This window comes from Amphritea balenae (genome assembly GCF_003858655.1).
GTDB classification, from domain to species: domain Bacteria; phylum Pseudomonadota; class Gammaproteobacteria; order Pseudomonadales; family Balneatricaceae; genus Amphritea; species Amphritea balenae.
Genome location: NZ_RQXV01000007.1, coordinates 208,221 through 225,808, shown reverse-complemented (window position 1 = coordinate 225,808; position 17,588 = coordinate 208,221). Strand labels below are relative to the sequence as shown.

Annotated in this window: 13 protein-coding genes; 1 reads left to right on the top strand and 12 read right to left on the bottom strand. The window is 48.4% G+C overall.

The window, feature by feature from the left end; genetic code table 11:
• Window positions 1-50: 50 nt before the first annotated feature.
• The 3 genes from EHS89_RS13740 to EHS89_RS13730 all read right to left on the bottom strand — a co-directional run bounded on the left by EHS89_RS13740 (window position 51) and on the right by EHS89_RS13730 (window position 5,610).
• On the bottom strand, window positions 51-1,463 hold the full coding sequence (locus EHS89_RS13740; protein WP_268239392.1) for an efflux RND transporter periplasmic adaptor subunit: 1,413 nt from the start codon (window positions 1,461-1,463) through the stop codon (window positions 51-53).
• Window positions 1,464-1,577: 114 nt separating this feature from the next.
• A complete protein-coding gene (locus EHS89_RS13735) occupies window positions 1,578-3,725 on the bottom strand; it encodes an HlyD family efflux transporter periplasmic adaptor subunit (protein WP_124926726.1) in 2,148 nt (715 codons plus the stop codon).
• Window positions 3,726-3,744: 19 nt separating this feature from the next.
• Window positions 3,745-5,610, bottom strand: a complete 1,866-nt coding sequence (locus tag EHS89_RS13730) for a GAF domain-containing protein (RefSeq protein WP_124926725.1) — start codon at window positions 5,608-5,610, stop codon at window positions 3,745-3,747.
• A gap of 396 nt (window positions 5,611-6,006) precedes the next feature.
• Here EHS89_RS13730 and mutS point away from each other — a divergent pair, with 396 nt between their 5' ends.
• Window positions 6,007-8,598, top strand: coding sequence for a DNA mismatch repair protein MutS (gene mutS / locus EHS89_RS13725; RefSeq protein WP_124926724.1), 2,592 nt, complete (start codon window positions 6,007-6,009; stop codon window positions 8,596-8,598).
• A 55-nt stretch (window positions 8,599-8,653) separates the two neighbouring features.
• Here mutS and rpoS read toward each other — a convergent pair whose 3' ends face one another.
• The 9 genes from rpoS to EHS89_RS13680 all read right to left on the bottom strand — a co-directional run bounded on the left by rpoS (window position 8,654) and on the right by EHS89_RS13680 (window position 17,584).
• A complete protein-coding gene (gene rpoS, locus EHS89_RS13720) occupies window positions 8,654-9,652 on the bottom strand; it encodes an RNA polymerase sigma factor RpoS (protein ID WP_124926723.1) in 999 nt (332 codons plus the stop codon).
• Window positions 9,653-9,722: 70 nt separating this feature from the next.
• Window positions 9,723-10,604 (bottom strand): peptidoglycan DD-metalloendopeptidase family protein, encoded by an 882-nt coding sequence (locus tag EHS89_RS13715; RefSeq protein ID WP_124926722.1) that lies wholly within the window; start codon window positions 10,602-10,604, stop codon window positions 9,723-9,725.
• 3 nt (window positions 10,605-10,607) lie between these two features.
• The gene (locus EHS89_RS13710) at window positions 10,608-11,546 is read right to left on the bottom strand and encodes a polyprenyl-phosphate transporter (protein WP_124926721.1); all 939 of its coding nucleotides are present in this window, start codon (window positions 11,544-11,546) and stop codon (window positions 10,608-10,610) included.
• Window positions 11,547-11,566: 20 nt separating this feature from the next.
• Window positions 11,567-12,205: a protein-L-isoaspartate(D-aspartate) O-methyltransferase gene (locus tag EHS89_RS13705; protein ID WP_124926753.1), complete on the bottom strand. Its 639-nt coding sequence runs from the start codon at window positions 12,203-12,205 to the stop codon at window positions 11,567-11,569.
• Between the two features lie 192 nt (window positions 12,206-12,397).
• Window positions 12,398-13,147: a 5'/3'-nucleotidase SurE gene (gene surE, locus EHS89_RS13700; protein ID WP_124926720.1), complete on the bottom strand. Its 750-nt coding sequence runs from the start codon at window positions 13,145-13,147 to the stop codon at window positions 12,398-12,400.
• Window positions 13,147-14,202, bottom strand: coding sequence for a tRNA pseudouridine(13) synthase TruD (gene truD / locus EHS89_RS13695; protein ID WP_124926719.1), 1,056 nt, complete (start codon window positions 14,200-14,202; stop codon window positions 13,147-13,149). The genes surE and truD overlap by 1 nt, the downstream gene beginning before the upstream one ends.
• 14 nt (window positions 14,203-14,216) lie before the next feature.
• Window positions 14,217-14,540, bottom strand: a complete 324-nt coding sequence (gene ftsB, locus EHS89_RS13690; protein WP_229753599.1) for a cell division protein FtsB — start codon at window positions 14,538-14,540, stop codon at window positions 14,217-14,219.
• A gap of 85 nt (window positions 14,541-14,625) precedes the next feature.
• The gene (eno, locus tag EHS89_RS13685; RefSeq protein WP_124926718.1) at window positions 14,626-15,921 is read right to left on the bottom strand and encodes a phosphopyruvate hydratase; all 1,296 of its coding nucleotides are present in this window, start codon (window positions 15,919-15,921) and stop codon (window positions 14,626-14,628) included.
• A gap of 31 nt (window positions 15,922-15,952) precedes the next feature.
• Window positions 15,953-17,584: a CTP synthase gene (locus tag EHS89_RS13680; protein ID WP_124926717.1), complete on the bottom strand. Its 1,632-nt coding sequence runs from the start codon at window positions 17,582-17,584 to the stop codon at window positions 15,953-15,955.
• Window positions 17,585-17,588 lie beyond the last annotated feature (4 nt).

Below are 17,588 nucleotides of genomic sequence, written 5' to 3'. Positions count from 1 at the left end.
TTCCGCTGCATCATTTTTTGACGGTTTATTGCAGAATAATTACCACAGGATTAGGTACATGCCACCAGTTCAAGTTCCACAGATGTTTTATCGGCCAGTTCAGCGACACCTTTCAACTGACTGTTAGCCCCTTGCAACAGTAACCAATAACCCGGGCTTTCCCTGTATCGGGGTGCCACCGTAGCAATAACACCTTTATGTTTCAGTTGCTGCTTATAGCGCACAGCAACAGCGCGTTGATCAAACAACCCCAGCGATAAACCAAAGCCACCCTGATCACTGTTAAACATAAAATAGTCTTTAATACCGGCTGCTTTCAGGCGCTTTTTATAGGCTTTGGCTTTAGCCATAGAAGGTAACCGGGGGGATAACACTTTGTAGCCGCTAATCACAGACCGCTGGCGCTGCTCCAGTCTGACAGTTAACTGCGCCGAACCCAGCTCAGCAGCCTTTGAATTGGCCCGCTGTTGATCGGTATAAGGCCCCAGCACCGCACATTGTTCAGCGGTAGTAGGGGCGGCAGCCTGCAGTTCTTGTGGCTTGCGGATATCAGAAACAGGCTCAGCAACAAGTGCTGGTATAGAAGCCGACGCTTTTGCTTCGACTTTTGCTTCGTCCTCTATTGTCACAGCATCCAATTGAACTTGGCTCTGCTGTGGCTCATTATCAACGCTCACCGCTTCATCAGACTGAAACTTCATCCGACAGCGAATTCCGGCCGGAATGCTGTAGTCTGGGTTATCCAACAGCAAGCGAACCCCAATCGTGCCGCTAGCAGGATCAGCAACCCGGTCAATACGATCAACCTGCGCGACCCAGTTACCGTCCACCTGATCCGACCATACCTTAGCACTCATGCCCGGCTGCAGCTCTTTGATCCGGGCTATAGGTACGATCACATCGACATGCAATGGTGATAGCTGCGCAATACGGGCCACCGGCTGATTATCAACATATTCGCCAACATCCTTATAACGCTCCACCACGACACCTGCGATAGGACTCCGAATAGTCCGTCGTTGCAGCACTTGATCAGCTCGTTCTCGTTCGAGACTGGCCAGACGTTGTTTATCCTGAGCCAACTGCAAGCGAATATCTGCCAGCTTCGCTTCAGTCAGGCTCTGATCAAGATCTTCTCCGGAAATCGCGCGACGCTGGTACAGTTTCTGATACCGCTCGCTACTTCGCTCGCCATATTCGGCGCTGGTCAGCTGCAGATCTATCTCGCTATCTAACTCAGCACGGGTATTGGCCAGTTCCAGGGCTGCTTGCTCAATACCTGAATCCAGTTCAGCAATAACATCACCAGGTTGCACCAGATCACTGCGATCTATAGTAATCGCACGTATAACACCGGGCAAACTGCTCCCCAGATCAGTCACGACACTCGGCGATATTATACAATCCAGCTCTTGGAAATGATTCGGCTGCTTTGCAACAGCATAAGCTGATGCAAACCCCATCAGTGAGCACAGAAAAAACCTCAACATTCGGTTTTGCCCTACCATAATCATACAACTCTCAATCTATTTGTTTGCATCCATAAAACATCAAGCCGCGCTCTTTTTTTTACCGAATCAGCTATTCAACTGTCTCAAAAAAAGCTGCTGCAGCGATCTCAATAACTGCTGACCAACGGGTTCATAACCATGATCTAATCTGACATACACCCGACTCATTATCTGATCCGTATCCATTATTTCTGGCACAATCAGATCGATCACAAAAAAATCTTCTGCGGCAGTCTGCCCCTTCGGATCAGCAGGATCCAACCTGATATTTCCACCTGAATTAAGCCCCAAAGAGGCGCTGGGCAGAATGCGACTACCCGCAGGTACTTGTCTGATAATTTCCGCATGGATCCTTCGACCCGGTTGATGCGCAAACATCACATCGGCGGTCACCGCCTCTCGTCCAAGCAGACCAATTCGCTCCTGAGGGATCACCGCGCGTATCACTTGAGCTCGCTGTTGCACGACATAAGCCAGCAGATCACCCTGACTAATAAACTCCCCTTGAAACAGAAGGTTATTATTTAAAACTAGCGTACCGGCAGCGTTAGTACGAACATCTAACTGCCCAATCCGAGCATTCAGACGTGCTAACTCAGCTTCAACCGCCCGAATTTCATCAACAACCATCCCTCCCTGAATCCGGCTTTCCTGCCGGACAGCAACCTGCCGGGTCCGCAGTTCACGTAAACGCGATTCTAGAACCTGCTGTTCTACCAACAAATCGGGATTATCCAGCTGAACTACTACATCGCCAACCTCCACCTGTCGCTCCTGAGGCTTAACCTCAGGAGAGATAAACCCAGAAGTTCCAGCAACAATCCGACTATTATCATCCATCCAGACAACTCCCTGCGCCTGGGTTGTCAACGACATCGGCAGCAATAATCCACCGCAAACAAGTAGTAGAAACAGGCCCGAAATCATACCTCCCCGAAATCGGCGGTGCTGCATTGTGGGACTGGTCAGCAGAAACATAACAGCCCGATACAGCGGGCTGATAATTTGCATCATCACCGCCCAACCCGCTAGCACAGCACCGATCAAAAGAAATTCAGACGTCAGATAGATAGCAATGGTAAATAGAATAAACAGTCGGTAAAACGGTGCCAGAAGGCCGTAGCAGATAAACCAGCCCCGTTCACCCCGAGCCGTAACAGGCGACGCCGCGGAGTTGATGTTGAGTAGATAGCGCTGCACCAGGTAGAGATAAAAACGGCGCGATCTCGATGCCAGATTGGGAATTTCAATCAAGTCCTCCAGCACATAGTAACCATCGAAGCGCAGCAACGGATTAGCATTAAACAGTAAGGTTGAGATGCTGGCGATAATAAACGTGTAAAGCGCCATATCCTGCACTACTCCAGGCTCGACAAGAGACCAGATAATCAGCGCAATAGCTGCCAGATATAATTCTACTACTATGCCCGCGGCTCCCACTAAAGCCCGCTTATACTTATCCCGGAAGGCCCATGCAGCTGACCCATCTACATAAGGAACAGGAAAAAATACCAGCATATTAATGCCAGCTTCATGAACCTCGCCCCCGAATGTTTTAATTGCCAGACCGTGCCCCAACTCATGCAGTATCTTGATCATCGGATAAAGCAACCAGACGGAGACCATCGAAGCCGATCCGAATGAGAGTCCAAGTACTGCAGAAGACAGCGCCTGAAACTGCGAGCTACCCAAAAGCACCGCACAGATCAGGGTTATCAGCCAGATAACTGCCCCAGCAGAAGAAAAGATAAAACGCCCTAAAGGCTGCAGAACATTAAGAAACCGATCTGGATCCAGCAGCGAAATTTTCAACGCCAGAGGATTACTCAGGGCCCGTAAGCGCCGAAAACGCAGGTTTTTGTTATAGCGACTGAGAATATCCTGGGCCGATAGCGGGATGGCGCCTTTCAGGACGTCCGCATCATGCAATTGCGCCAGAATCCGCAGTACATCATATGAGGTTAATGCTTGGTTTTCTTCATTCCTGCCCTGATTACTCAAGGCAAGAATCTCACGCAAAGAATACTCACCGTTGAGCCTGCCCAATACCTGATAAGCGGAACTGTTCATCCGGATAAAACGACCACTGCTGCTATCCTGTAACAAATACCAACGTTCAGCACGGTAGTTCTGAACGACTATCTGGACCTGAGCACGTAACTGAGGCCTCAGTTCAGCAACATACTGCCACAAGATCTCATCATCAGCCGTCATGCTTTCCCCCTCTGCTCATCTACAGTCCAACCGACCACAACCATAATCGAACCCGGTCATACAACGACTGCCCCCAGACCTTATACAACGGCTCCTCACCGACAACTATACGGGCTGCCCCTTTCATTCCTGGCTGAACATTCATGCCTGGATTTTCCAGTTCCGCTTCAACCCTGAAGTAGGTTCCTCCTGGTATAGTTGTAGCCATTGGCACTACACGGGAGATAACAGTATCAATTGGCCTGTCGGGAAAACCTGTTAAACGTAAAGATCCTCGCTGGCCTTCCTCAAAGCGGGCAACATCCAGCTCATCTACCTGCAGAACAACCCGAAAGTCATCCAGTGGCGATAGCTCGAACAACTTCTGTCCTTGCTCAACCGGCAGACCCAACGACTGGCTCAGATCACCATTAATAATGACTCCGGTAAACGGCGCTTTAAGTTGCGCACGGCTTAACTTCTGCTTGATCAGGCCCAACTTAGCTTCTGCCTGATACAACCGCTCCTGCATAATGCCGATCTCAGCCCTGTCACCGGCGGCCAACGCCTGATGATATTCTTTGGTCAGGCGATCCCGTTCACTGTTCCATTGGTCTTGCTCTAAGACCAGATCTTTACTTTCCAGGGAAGCAAGCACTTGAGCCTGCTGCACCTTATCTCCAGGTCTGATCTCAACTGATTCCAGATAGCCTGCAAATGGTGCACTGATAACCTGCTGTATAACCCCCTCAATCTCTGATCGGGCCGTAACCGTATAACTCCCGTGGACCTGGGTAAGCAGCACAGTGGCCAACAAACACCCCGCTACAAGTGCCTTAAGGCGAAGATGGCCCGCACCAAACAAATTATTGAACTGCTGCTTTATGCTGCTAGCGGATCTACGCCAGAGAGAATATTCTGTTATCGCTTTATGCTCAGTTGCCGGACCGATGAAACGGGCAATGTCAGCTAAGATATCCAACTCGATTGTTGAAAAACAATTACCGTTACATCGACTTAATACGATACAACCAACCATTTTCCCATTTAGTTTCAAAGGTACTGAACAGACGGAATCACCCCACCCTGCCGCTAAAAGCGCTGCATGTGCATTGGTTAAATAATTCGAGTTAAGGTCAGGTTGATCCGGGGAATAATGGATCAGCAACTCCTGATCAGTACACTCCTCCATCGCCAACTCCAACTGGCGCATAGAATCTGAACGCCGGTCAAATTGCAATTGATGAGACAGCGCCTGCGTCTCTACCCGTAAGCCAGAACAGAGTCCGAATCCAACCTGATTACAATTAAACCGTTCAGCCAGAAGGTTGCATACCTGATGAGCAGTTACTGCCAAAGGCGCTGAATCAAGCAACTTATCCACGACCTGAAGCGCCAGTTGTTTTGCTTCCGGCAGTTCATCCTGCGTCTTAAGCAATAATCCTTCGAGCCAGACTATCCCCCACTGTAATAATTGTCGGACAGCCTGAAACTGGTTATCCGGTCGGATTTTCAGCGCGACCACAACCACAGCTGTCAGCTGTTCCTTTACACGAATGGGTAGAGCCAGGTATTCCAGTACTTCAGAATTACCAGCAATTTGAACAGAGGCCTTATGAGTGACAATGTCGTTACGGCTGAACGACTTCTGGGCGACCAGTTTAAGATTTACTTCATCAATATCATCAGAAGGCCAGAGTGTAAGCCGCATCTTTGCATTATCAGCTGTACTATCAGTTGCACTGAATAGAATCGCTGCAGCCTCAACACCCGATAACATGCAACATTGCCAGTTAAGCCAGCGCTCCATTTCACCCAGCAAATTTTTGCTGGCATCGACCCCGCCCTCTATCGAAATAAGGCTATCAGACTGACTATCTTTCTTATGTAATGATGAATTGGTCATAGACTTTTACTACACCACCTTCTGTTCTTTTAGCCCCAAAGAAAAAACCAAAGCAAAAAAAACAGGGTGATTAGCTACCCGTTTAAATTCATTTATTAAAACTTTTTTTCAAATTCTTAATTTTATCCTGTGAAAACTTAACCTTACCAAAACACAGCGTTTAAATAAGCATATCGCTGAATAGGATATTACTTAAACTAAAATTAGAACTTTATTAACCAATTTGGTAACCTCCTCACTCCACCTGAAGACAACTTACAGGCTCTTCCAATACATTAATGACAATCCGAAACACTTTCTGATTCAAGATCATTAGCTAGATGGCTAGCAGTTTTTTAATTCAATTTTTTTGAACGAAGCATCTGACAAATTCCAACCCTGAGCCCACATAGCGCCATGACAACCAACATAGACTCCACTTTGCAACAGCAACCCAAACACACTCCAATGATGCAGCAGTATCTGAAGATAAAAGCAGATCATCCGGATCAATTAGTGTTCTATCGTATGGGTGATTTCTATGAGCTGTTCTTCGACGATGCTAAAAAAGCATCCCGGCTGTTAGACATATCGCTTACCGCACGCGGGAAAACAGCAGGCGAACCCATACCTATGGCAGGCATTCCTTACCATTCTGCCGATGGTTATATCGCTAAGATTGTTCGTGCAGGGGAGTCCGTTGCTATCTGCGAACAGGTTGGCGATCCCGCCACTAGCAAAGGACCTGTAGAGCGTAAAGTCATGCGCGTTGTTACGCCGGGCACTCTCAGCGACGAAGCCTTGTTGGATGAACGTAGCGATAGCCTGCTGATTGCAGTGAATACCGATCTACAACACTACGGCATCGCTATTGTTGATATCAGTACCGGACGCTTCAGCTTACTTGAAGTCAAAGGTGAAGAAGCGCTTATGGGGGAGCTTGAACGCCTCAAGCCCGCCGAAATCCTGTTTAATGATGGCCATAATCTGGCAGGACAATTAAAAGGAAGTCGGGGATTACGTCCACAAGCCCCCTGGAACTTTGAGCTGGAAACAGCCGAACGATTACTCTGCCAGCAATTTCAAACTAAAGACCTGACCGGCTTTGGCTGTGATCATTTGCCTGTCGCTCTGGGCGCTGCGGGCTGTCTTCTGCAATACGCTAAAGAAACGCAACGTACTTCCCTGCCGCATATCCGCCGCCTGATTCTTGAGCAACGTGATGACAGCGTTATTCTCGACGCAGCCACCCGCAAAAATCTGGAGATCGATATCAACCTGGCGGGCGGTCATGAAAATACCCTTGCCTCGGTCATAGATAAAACGGTTACTCCGATGGGTAGCCGAATGCTACGTCGCTGGCTTAACCGACCTCTGCGTTGTCGCAATACTCTTATGTCCCGGCAAGCGGCCATTCAGTGGTTAATGAGTAACTACCATTTCGAACAACTCAGTCCGCTACTGAAGCAGATTGGTGATATTGAGCGTGTTCTGGCACGAGTCGCTTTACGCTCAGCCAGACCCCGGGATCTGGAACGGCTGAAGAATGCCTTCCAGGTGCTGCCTGACATTCAGTTACTGCTGGAACAAACACAGCCCCAACTGCTACAACAATTAGCAGCAACCGCCAGAACCTTTCCCGAACTCAGTCAGTTATTAAACAACGCTGTGATAGAAAACCCGCCGGTGGTTATTCGCGACGGCGGCGTTATTGCACCGGGCTATGACACTGAACTGGATGAGTTACGAGGCCTGAGCGAGAACGCCGGCGATTATCTGGTTCAGCTGGAAACCCGTGAAAAAGAACGCACCGGCATCAGCACTCTTAAAGTCGGTTACAACCGGGTACACGGTTACTTTATTGAGATAGGCAAGGCTCAGAAAGCAGATCTGCCTGCCGAATATATTCGCCGTCAGACTCTCAAAAATGCCGAACGCTATATCACCCCTGAACTTAAAGAGTTTGAAGATAAAGCGTTAAGTGCTAAAAGCCGCGCCCTGAGTCGGGAAAAAAGTCTCTATGAAGCGCTGGTCGAAATTCTGGCAGAACAACTGGCAGTGCTTCAGGACAGTGCCTCAGCCCTGGCGGAACTTGACGTATTAAGCAATCTGGCGGAAAGAGCAGATAGCCAGGAATATACAGCCCCAACCCTTACTGAAGAGCCACAAATCAATATCACTAACGGTCGGCACCCGGTGGTTGAAAATGTACTTGATGACCCTTTTGTAGCCAATAATCTGAGCCTTTCACCTGATCGACAAATGCTGATCATCACCGGTCCGAACATGGGTGGTAAATCCACTTACATGCGACAGGCAGCGCTAATTACACTGCTCGCACATATCGGCAGCTATGTCCCGGCTGAAGCAGCAACCCTTGGCCTGGTTGATAGAATCTTTACCCGCATGGGCTCATCGGATGACCTGGCCGGTGGACGCTCCACCTTTATGGTTGAGATGACTGAAACCGCTAATATTTTACATAACGCGACCGAACAGAGCCTGGTATTGATGGATGAAGTCGGCCGTGGAACCAGTACCTTTGACGGCCTTTCGCTGGCATGGTCAGCAGCTGAATATCTTGCTAATGATGTTAAAGCGATGACTCTTTTTGCAACTCACTATTTTGAACTAACAGTACTGCCTGAGCTGTGCCAGGGCGTATTCAATGTGCACCTTACGGCCATGGAGCATCAGGATCACATCGTCTTCATGCATGAAGTAAAAGAGGGGCCTGCCAGCCAGAGCTACGGTCTACAGGTAGCCCAACTCGCTGGCGTTCCGGGCCACGTCATCAGTCGGGCACGGCAAAAACTCATTCAACTGGAAGAGGATACCGGCCAGACAGAACAACGTCGCATGCCTCCTCCGGTACAGGATGATCTGTTTGTTGCACCCAAACCCCACCCTGCCCTGGTACAACTGCAAGCACTGGATCCGAATGACCTGAGCCCGCGTCAGGCACTTGAAATGCTCTACGCACTGAAGAAAGAAGCTGACCGACAGTAAATTTCAGGCAATAAAAAACGGGCTTAAAGCCCGTTTTTTTCTAATCTGCTTAACATTACTCTTTTAGCAGGTCTTCACCGCTAAGGCCATTGCGTTCAACTATCTCTCGCAACTTACGCAATGCTTCAACCTGAATTTGTCGTACCCGCTCACGGGTCAGACCGATCTCTCGACCTACTTCTTCTAACGTGCTCATTTCATATCCACGCAAGCCAAAACGACGGGATAATACTTCCGCATGTTTTTCAGGCAGCATTCCCAGCCAACCTTCAAGATTACCGCTGATATTAGATTTCTGAAGCAGCGTTTCAGGATCTGAAGACTCTTCATCAGGAATAGTCTCGAGCAGCATTTTGTCAGAATCTTTACCGACCGGGACATCAACCGAGGTAACCCGCTCATTAAGCCCAAACATCCGCTCAACATTTTCCACCGGTTTATCAACCGCTTCAGCAATCTCATCAACGGTTGGTTCATGATCAAGCTTCTGAGCCAGCTCGCGAGCAGCCCGAAGATAAACATTTAGCTCTTTAACAACGTGAATTGGCAAACGGATGGTGCGGGTCTGATTCATAATCGCCCGTTCTATGGTCTGGCGAATCCACCAGGTTGCATAGGTCGAAAAGCGAAAGCCCCGTTCCGGATCAAATTTCTCCACCGCCCGAATCAGGCCCAGGTTCCCCTCTTCGATCAGGTCCAGTAAAGTCAGGCCTCGATTAATATAACGTCGAGCGATCTTAACAACTAAACGAAGATTACTTTCGATCATCCGCTTGCGGGAAGCTTCATCACCCTTGAGCGCCCGGCGGGAATAGTAAACCTCCTCTTCTGCTGTCAGCAGGGGAGAAAAGCCAATCTCATTCAGATATAGCTGGGTAGCGTCCAGAGTTTTGGCGTTCAGCAGGTCATTATGCGCCATACTGCCTTTGCCGCGACCACTGTTCAGGAATTCTGGTGACGACTCTTTTTTAGCTTTAGAGGCTGCTTTACCCTTAACTTCAGCACTCTTTGAGATCTTTTCCAGATCCTGCTCGGTATTTTCTACATTATCCATTGCTATAACCTCGAGTAACTTTGCTCAAACATTGTTCGCAGTTACTGATTAGTGACAGTCAATTATATTGTTATCTATTACGCGGCAGATACTTCATTGGATTCACGGGTTGTCCATCCCGGCGAATCTCAAAATGCAGCATATTGCGGGTGGCACCACTGCTTCCTATCTCAGCAATTTTGACACCTCTTTTTACCATATCATTTTCTTTTACCAGAATGCGACTGTTATGCGCATAAGCGCTAAGAAATTTCTGGTTATGATTAATTATTACAAGGTTACCATAACCTAATAAGCCGCTACCCGCATAAACAACTTTACCAGCCTCGGCCGCATGTACCGGCTCACCTTTCTTGCCTGCAATATTAATTCCTTTATTTTCAGTACCTTTAGTACTAAAGCCTTGAAGCAGCTTGCCCGATGACGGCCAACGCCAATGCAGAGTTCTGTTAGCAGCAACCTGCGCCGATGTTGCTGTCGCTTTATTAGTCGTCGATGATTTAGGCTGCGGTTTGACCACCGGCTGAGGCTTTGACTGGGTTTTAGATTGCTTGCTGGGAGCTGTACTTGGACTGAACGTTGTTTTCTTGGCCGATTGGGAGGAGGGCTTAGCTTGAGTGTTTCTAGCTGAAACAGATCTACTCTGAACAGCAGCGGCTTTAAAAGACAACGTCTGGCCGGGGTAAATAGAATAACTGCTATCGATGCCGTTATTACGGGCTAGCTGACGATAATCAACACCGTAACGAAACGCGATCGCATACAAGGTATCACCTTTACGTACCCGGTATTGATCCGGGCGTTGCGTGGTGGTGACCCGAACCGGCGTTCTCCCTCCGATGGATCGTTCGTCAACCGGAGAATAAACACTACTAGAACTACAAGCAGACAACAGCAGCATAAGGGTAATAATTACCGTTAATATCAGCCGATCTGCAAGCGCTCTGGGCATAGTTTATCCTTTTGCGGCCTGATAGCGCTCCATAGCAATAACAACCATCATGCCAACCAACATCAGTGCAACCGCGCCAATGACAAATGACGACTCCCCGGTAATACTCTGAAAATTCCAGGGCAATATATTCTCTTGCTGCAAGGGCACCTGTTCACCATGACGATTAATGGTATAGGCAAGCGTATACTTCCAGGGCCAGACCTTATTCAGAGAGCCGAGCATGAAGCCGGCCAGCAAAGCCAGGGTCACCTGACGGTGATGACTAAACATCCAGCTTAACACCCTGGAAAAACTCATAATGCCAACAATACAGCCCAGTATAAACAGACCAATTACCTGAAAATCCGCCCCTTTCACTGCCGCCAGAATATGTGCATACATACCCAGTAGTAACAATATAAAGCTACCAGATATTCCTGGCAGAATCATTGCACAGATAGCGATAGCACCTGACAGTAACACCATCAGCGTTGTTGGTTCCACACTCACAGGCGCAAAGCTGGTCACCGCAAAAGCCAGTAAAGTGCCGAGTATAAACCCGGACATAAGATTCAGATCCCAGCGCTCAATATGGGTCATAACCAACCACACAGAAGCCAGAATCAAACCAAAGAAAAATGCCCAGAGTAAAATAGGATGATTTGCCAAAAGGAACAGAACAGCACCGGCAATCGTCGCAATACTGGTAATAATCCCCACCAACAGTACCAGCAAAAAGGTACCGTTCACCTGCTTCCAGCAGGCCACAGGCCCATCACTGAACAGCACCCGAACAGCCTGAAGGTTAAAACCTTTAATGGTATTTATCAGCTCCTCATAGATACCTGTAATAAAGGCAATAGTGCCACCGGATACACCCGGAACCACATCGGCAGCCCCCATTAGCATCCCTTTTAAAAACAGTGCCAGATAATCTCCGGTTGTTCGTTTGATACTCATTCAATATTCCGTTATTCAGCTCAGCGTACAGTGCCTGTCAGAAGCGGTACAAACTTTACCCCTTCCAACACAGTTGTTTCATATTCAGTTTCTGAATGGCGTATCACCAGTTTCAATAACTGATGTCGACTACCGCCTACAGGTATCACCAGGCGACCACCTATCGCCAATTGGGCCAACAGCTCGGGGGGGACTTCTTCCGGAGCAGCGGTAACAATAATACCGTCGAACGGGCCTTTGTCCGGCCAGCCCATCCCACCATCACAATGACGCAGGGATATATTATGCAGCTTAAGTAGCGAAAAACGCTGCCGCGCTTTATCTTGCAACGGCTTTATCCGCTCCACGCTGAATACTTTCTCAACCAGCTGAGCCAATACGGTGGTTTGATAACCAGACCCGGTTCCGACTTCTAACACCCGCTCCAGATCACCCTCAGCCAACAACAGCTCGGTCATCTTCGCCACTATATAAGGCTGCGAAATGGTCTGATTAAAGCCGATCGGCAGAGCGGTATCCTCATAAGCACGGTGTGACAGTGCTTCGTCGATGAAAATATGCCGGGGAGTATTCGCCATAACATCCAGCACTTGCTGGTCTGTTATCCCCTGGTCTTTCAACCGCTGCACCAGCCTGCTGCGGGTACGCTGAGACGTCATCCCAATACCCTGCAACTGCAACTTATTCACGTTAACTCCTCTAGCCAGTTACCCTGATTATTCATACCGCAAAATCTGCTCATATCAATATTCAGCAACTGCAACTTATTCAAACTAATTCCTCAAGCCAGTTACTCACTTTATCCATACGGCAAAACCTGCTCATATCGATATTCAGCAACTGCAACTTATTCAAACTAATTCCTCAAGCCAGTTACTCAGATTATCCATGCCAGCATACTGAGTCATGTCTATATTCAGTGCCGTTATTGAAACATAACCTGATTTAACTGCAAAAAAATCTGTCCCGGGACCACAGTCTTCGGCTGCACCAGCACCTGCAATCCAATAACGCTTTGCCCCTCGAGGGTCGATAGACTCAACCGGCTTATCCGCCAGCACGCGATGCCCTAAACGGGTTACATGAATACCTTTGATCTCATCCAATGGCAGATCAGGAACATTTACATTCAATACGGTACGCGGCGCTAAAACCAGCTTCCGAATATCAAGCACAAGCTGACGTACTATTTCAGCAGCCGTCTCATAGTGCTGCGGGTTACTTCCCGCCAACGACACCGCTATCGGAGGTAATGACAGATACCGCCCCTCCATTGCCGCCGCTACTGTACCTGAATAGATTACATCATCACCCAGGTTAGCACCGGTATTGATCCCGGAAACAACCAGTTCTGGCGGCTCACTAAAAATGCCCCCTATCCCCAAATGCACGCAGTCCGTTGGTGTGCCATTTACACCAACAAAACCGTTGTGATGATGATGGGCTTCCAACGGTCGATCAAGGGTTAAAGAATTACTGGCGCCACTTCGGTTGCGATCAGGCGCTACAACTGAGATTTCGGCATCCTGTGCCATAGCCTGAGCCAGCACTTCCAGCCCAGGGGCATAAACACCGTCATCATTAGATAACAAAATACGCATTATTCTGACTCAATTCCCTGCTGACCTGCGGTTGAACTTACGTTAACCAATTCTCGCAAAACACTGGTTGCAAAACTACCTGCAGGCAGGTCAAACGCCAACACAACCTGATCATCAGACTCCTGCTCAACCACCAGATTTCCCGGTAACAAGCGGATAGAACGACGCTCCTGATTCAAACCTAAACGCTCAAGGCCATCTAACAATTCCTGCCATTCTTGCAACTGCTGCTTTTCCCACTCAGCCGCTGCACCGGTACAGATAGATCTTCCCCGCCCCCACATAGAGGCAGTCAGATGAAGATCTCCCGACGCCAGACGTGTTGCTATAGAGTCATCCTCGGCATCAAACTGAAAGCAGCTCTGGCTACCATTAATCATCAATACGTCGCCATCACCAGGAACCATATAGATCGACTGCTCAATGCGCTGAGAAACTTGCTGGTTAAACAGGAAGGAACGTACCGCAGAGATATAAAGGCCTTTTTTATTCCGCTGTCGCTCTTTCAATTTCCCTGCAATCAGAGCGGCACCTTTGTCCAGATTGCCCTGATTATGTCCGAAACGCTGTTCGCCAAAGTAGTTGGGGACGCCCGCTGTGATTAACTGAGCTCTTTCCAGTAACGCCGCAGGTTCAGTCACTTGACGTAAGCGGATTTTGAAACGGTTTCCAGTCAGGCTACCTAAGCGCAATTTACGGGTATGCTTTACCGCCTTCAAAACCTTGATGGTATCAGTTTCAAACAAAGACCAGGTTAAAGGCGAACGCCCCGGCATGTGCACACTAAACCATTGCTCGGTTACCGCATGGCGATCTTTTTTACCGGCATAGCCAACCTCTTTCGGGCTTACCTGGCAAAAATGAGCCAACTGACGCGCAACCCAGTCAGTATTTTCTCCGGTTTTACGAATATATAGAAATATATGATCGCCACTGCCTTCAGGTTCAAAAGACAAATTCTCAACAACCTGAAAATCTTCGGGCTCAGTACGAATGACAGCGCTGCCAACAGGCTCACCGTATAAATAGTTCAATTGGGATGGAAAGTTTGTCAACGAAGGAGGTCCCGTTACTGGCCTTGTTCAGCAGGCGTTTTACCCGGTAAGGCGGGAACTAGCTGAAAAAAGGTTTCTCCCTCTTTCACCATCCCCAACTGATTGCGTGCTCGCTCTTCAAGTGCCGCAAGACCTTGCTTCAGGTCTTTCACTTCAGCATCAAGCTGATGATTACGGCTGATGAGAAGATCATTTTCAGTACGTTGTAGCTCTATTTCTTGCTTCAGCGTCTGCACTTCACGCAGGTTCGCCTCACCAAACCACAGCCGATACTGCAGCCCACCCAGGCAGATCAGCAGTAGCAATATGATCCAACGAAACAGATTCCAGCGAAACACGGTTCAGCAGTACTCTTACTCGGTATTTAATTTAATCAAAAAAGGGGGCTCTAAGCCCCCTAGTATTTCACAATTCGGTTAAAAATTAACCCTGACCTTTAATCTCTTTCAGGCCATTATAAACTGCGTTTTCACCCAGTTCTTCTTCAATGCGCAGCAGACGGTTGTACTTAGCAACACGGTCAGAACGACACAGAGAACCGGTCTTGATCTGACCAGCGGCAGTACCAACAGCCAGATCCGCAATAGTCGTATCTTCTGTTTCACCGGAACGGTGAGAGATGACTACGGTGAAGCCTGCATCCTTCGCCATCTTGATCGCATCCAGAGTTTCAGACAGAGAACCAATCTGGTTGAATTTGATCAGAATAGAGTTACCGATGTTTTGCTCAATACCACGGCTCAGAATCTTGGTGTTAGTTACAAACAGATCGTCGCCAACCAGCTGTACTTTGTCACCAATTTTACGGGTCAGGTAAGCCCAGCCATCCCAATCAGACTCGTCCAGACCATCTTCGATTGAAACGATAGGGTAATTTTCAGTCAGAGCAGCCAGGTAGTCGCCGAAACCTTCAGCACTGAATACCTTACCTTCACCGGACAGATCATACTGACCATCTTTATAGAATTCAGATGCAGCGCAATCCAGTGCCAGAGTAACGTCTTTACCCAGCTCGTAACCGGCATTTGAGATCGCTTCTTTAATAACGATCAGCGCTTCTTCGTTTGACGCCAGGTTAGGTGCAAAACCACCTTCATCACCTACTGCAGTATTCAGACCACGTGCCTTAAGTACAGACTTCAGTGCATGAAAGATTTCAGCACCGCAGCGCAAACCATCGGAGAACTTATCAAAGTTAACCGGCTGCACCATAAATTCTTGAATATCAACGTTATTATCTGCATGCTCACCACCATTGATGATATTCATCATTGGTACAGGCAGAGAGAATTGACCTGCAGTGCCATTTATTTCGGCAATGTGTGCGTACAGTGGAATACCTTTTTCAGTCGCGGCAGCTTTGGCAGCAGCCAGAGAGACCGCCAGGATAGCATTGGCACCCAGCTTCTCTTTATTCTCTGTACCATCCAGCTCAAGCATCTTGTTATCCAGCGCACGCTGATCGGCAACATCCATACCGGTCAGGGCTTCACGAATAACACCATTGATGGCAGCAACCGCTTTCAGAACACCCTTACCCAGGTAACGACCTTTATCGCCATCACGCAGTTCCAGCGCTTCACGGGAACCAGTAGACGCACCTGAAGGTGCGCAGGCAGACCCTATTACACCGGATGCCAGAATAACATCAGCTTCTACGGTTGGGTTTCCACGAGAATCCAGTACTTCGCGGGCTTTAATGTCAGCAATCTGTGCCATTGGTCAAACTCCAAAAATTATAAGTATTCTTTTACTTCTCAAGATCTGCTTGTGTGAGAGCAGCCTCAATAAAGCCACGGAACAAACCATGACCATCCCGAGGGGTTGAGGTAAATTCAGGGTGGAACTGACAGGCAACGAACCACGGATGATCCGGCACTTCCACCACTTCAACCAGCTCACCATCAACGGAGCGACCAGACACAATCAAGCCTGCCTTTTCCAGTTGAGGAACATAGTTGTTGTTTACTTCATAGCGGTGACGATGACGTTCACTCACTTCGGTCGCGCCATACGCTTTATGCGCAGTAGTACCTTCTTTCAGATGACATACCTGAGCACCCAGACGCATAGTGCCGCCCAGATCATCAGCATGTCCACGAATCTCTTTAGCGCCTTCCTCAGTCATCCATTCAGTAATCAGACCGATCAGAGGGGAAGCTGCATCGGCATCAAATTCAGTGCTGATAGCATCTTCAATACCGGCAACATGCCGCGCGTATTCAATAACCGCTACCTGCATACCCAGACAGATACCCAGATAAGGCACCTTATTCTCACGGGCATACTTAACCGCAGCGATCTTACCTTCTACACCACGCTCACCAAAACCGCCTGGTACAAGGATTGCAGACACATCTTTTAGCAGCTCAACGCCATCGCGTTCAACATGCTCAGAATCGATATACTTGATATTAACCTTAGTACGCAGCTCGATACCGGCGTGAGAGATCGCTTCGATCAGCGACTTATACGCATCCAGCAGTTCCATGTACTTACCGACCATCGCGATAGTTACTTCACGATGCGGGTTCAGTTTGGCATCTGCTACCCGATCCCACTCAGTCAGGTCAGCCGGATGACAATCCAGGTTAAAGCGTTCACATACGATCTGATCAAGCTTTTGCTCGCTCAGCATACGTGGAATTTTGTAGATAGAATCGGCATCCGGTAAAGAGATAACCGCACGCTCTTCAACGTTAGTAAACAGAGACAGCTTACGACGGGATGACGATGGAATTGCCACTTCAGAACGGCATACCAGGATATCTGGCTGAATACCGATAGAACGTAGCTCTTTAACCGAGTGTTGCGATGGCTTCGTTTTAAGTTCACCAGCCGTTGCAATATAAGGCACCAGCGTCAGATGCATAAACATCGCACGACTAAAGCCCATCTCAACTTTCAGCTGACGTACCGCTTCCATAAACGGCAGTGACTCGATATCACCTACCGTACCGCCAATCTCAACCAACGCGATATCAGCATCACCGGCACCTTCAATGACACGACGCTTTATTTCATCGGTAATATGCGGAATAACCTGTACGGTTCCGCCCAGGTAATCACCACGACGCTCTTTACGCAGCACATGTTGATAAACGCGGCCGGCAGTAAAGTTGTTGCGTTTATTCATAGTGGTACGAATAAAACGCTCGTAGTGACCAAGATCCAGGTCAGTTTCAGCACCATCTTCGGTAACGAACACTTCACCGTGCTGAATCGGACTCATGGTACCTGGATCAACATTGATATATGGATCCAGTTTCAGCATAGTTACTTTCAATCCCCGCGCTTCTAGAATAGCTGCGAGTGATGCTGATGCGATGCCCTTACCCAATGAGGAAACAACACCGCCTGTGACGAAAATATAACGCGTCATGAGG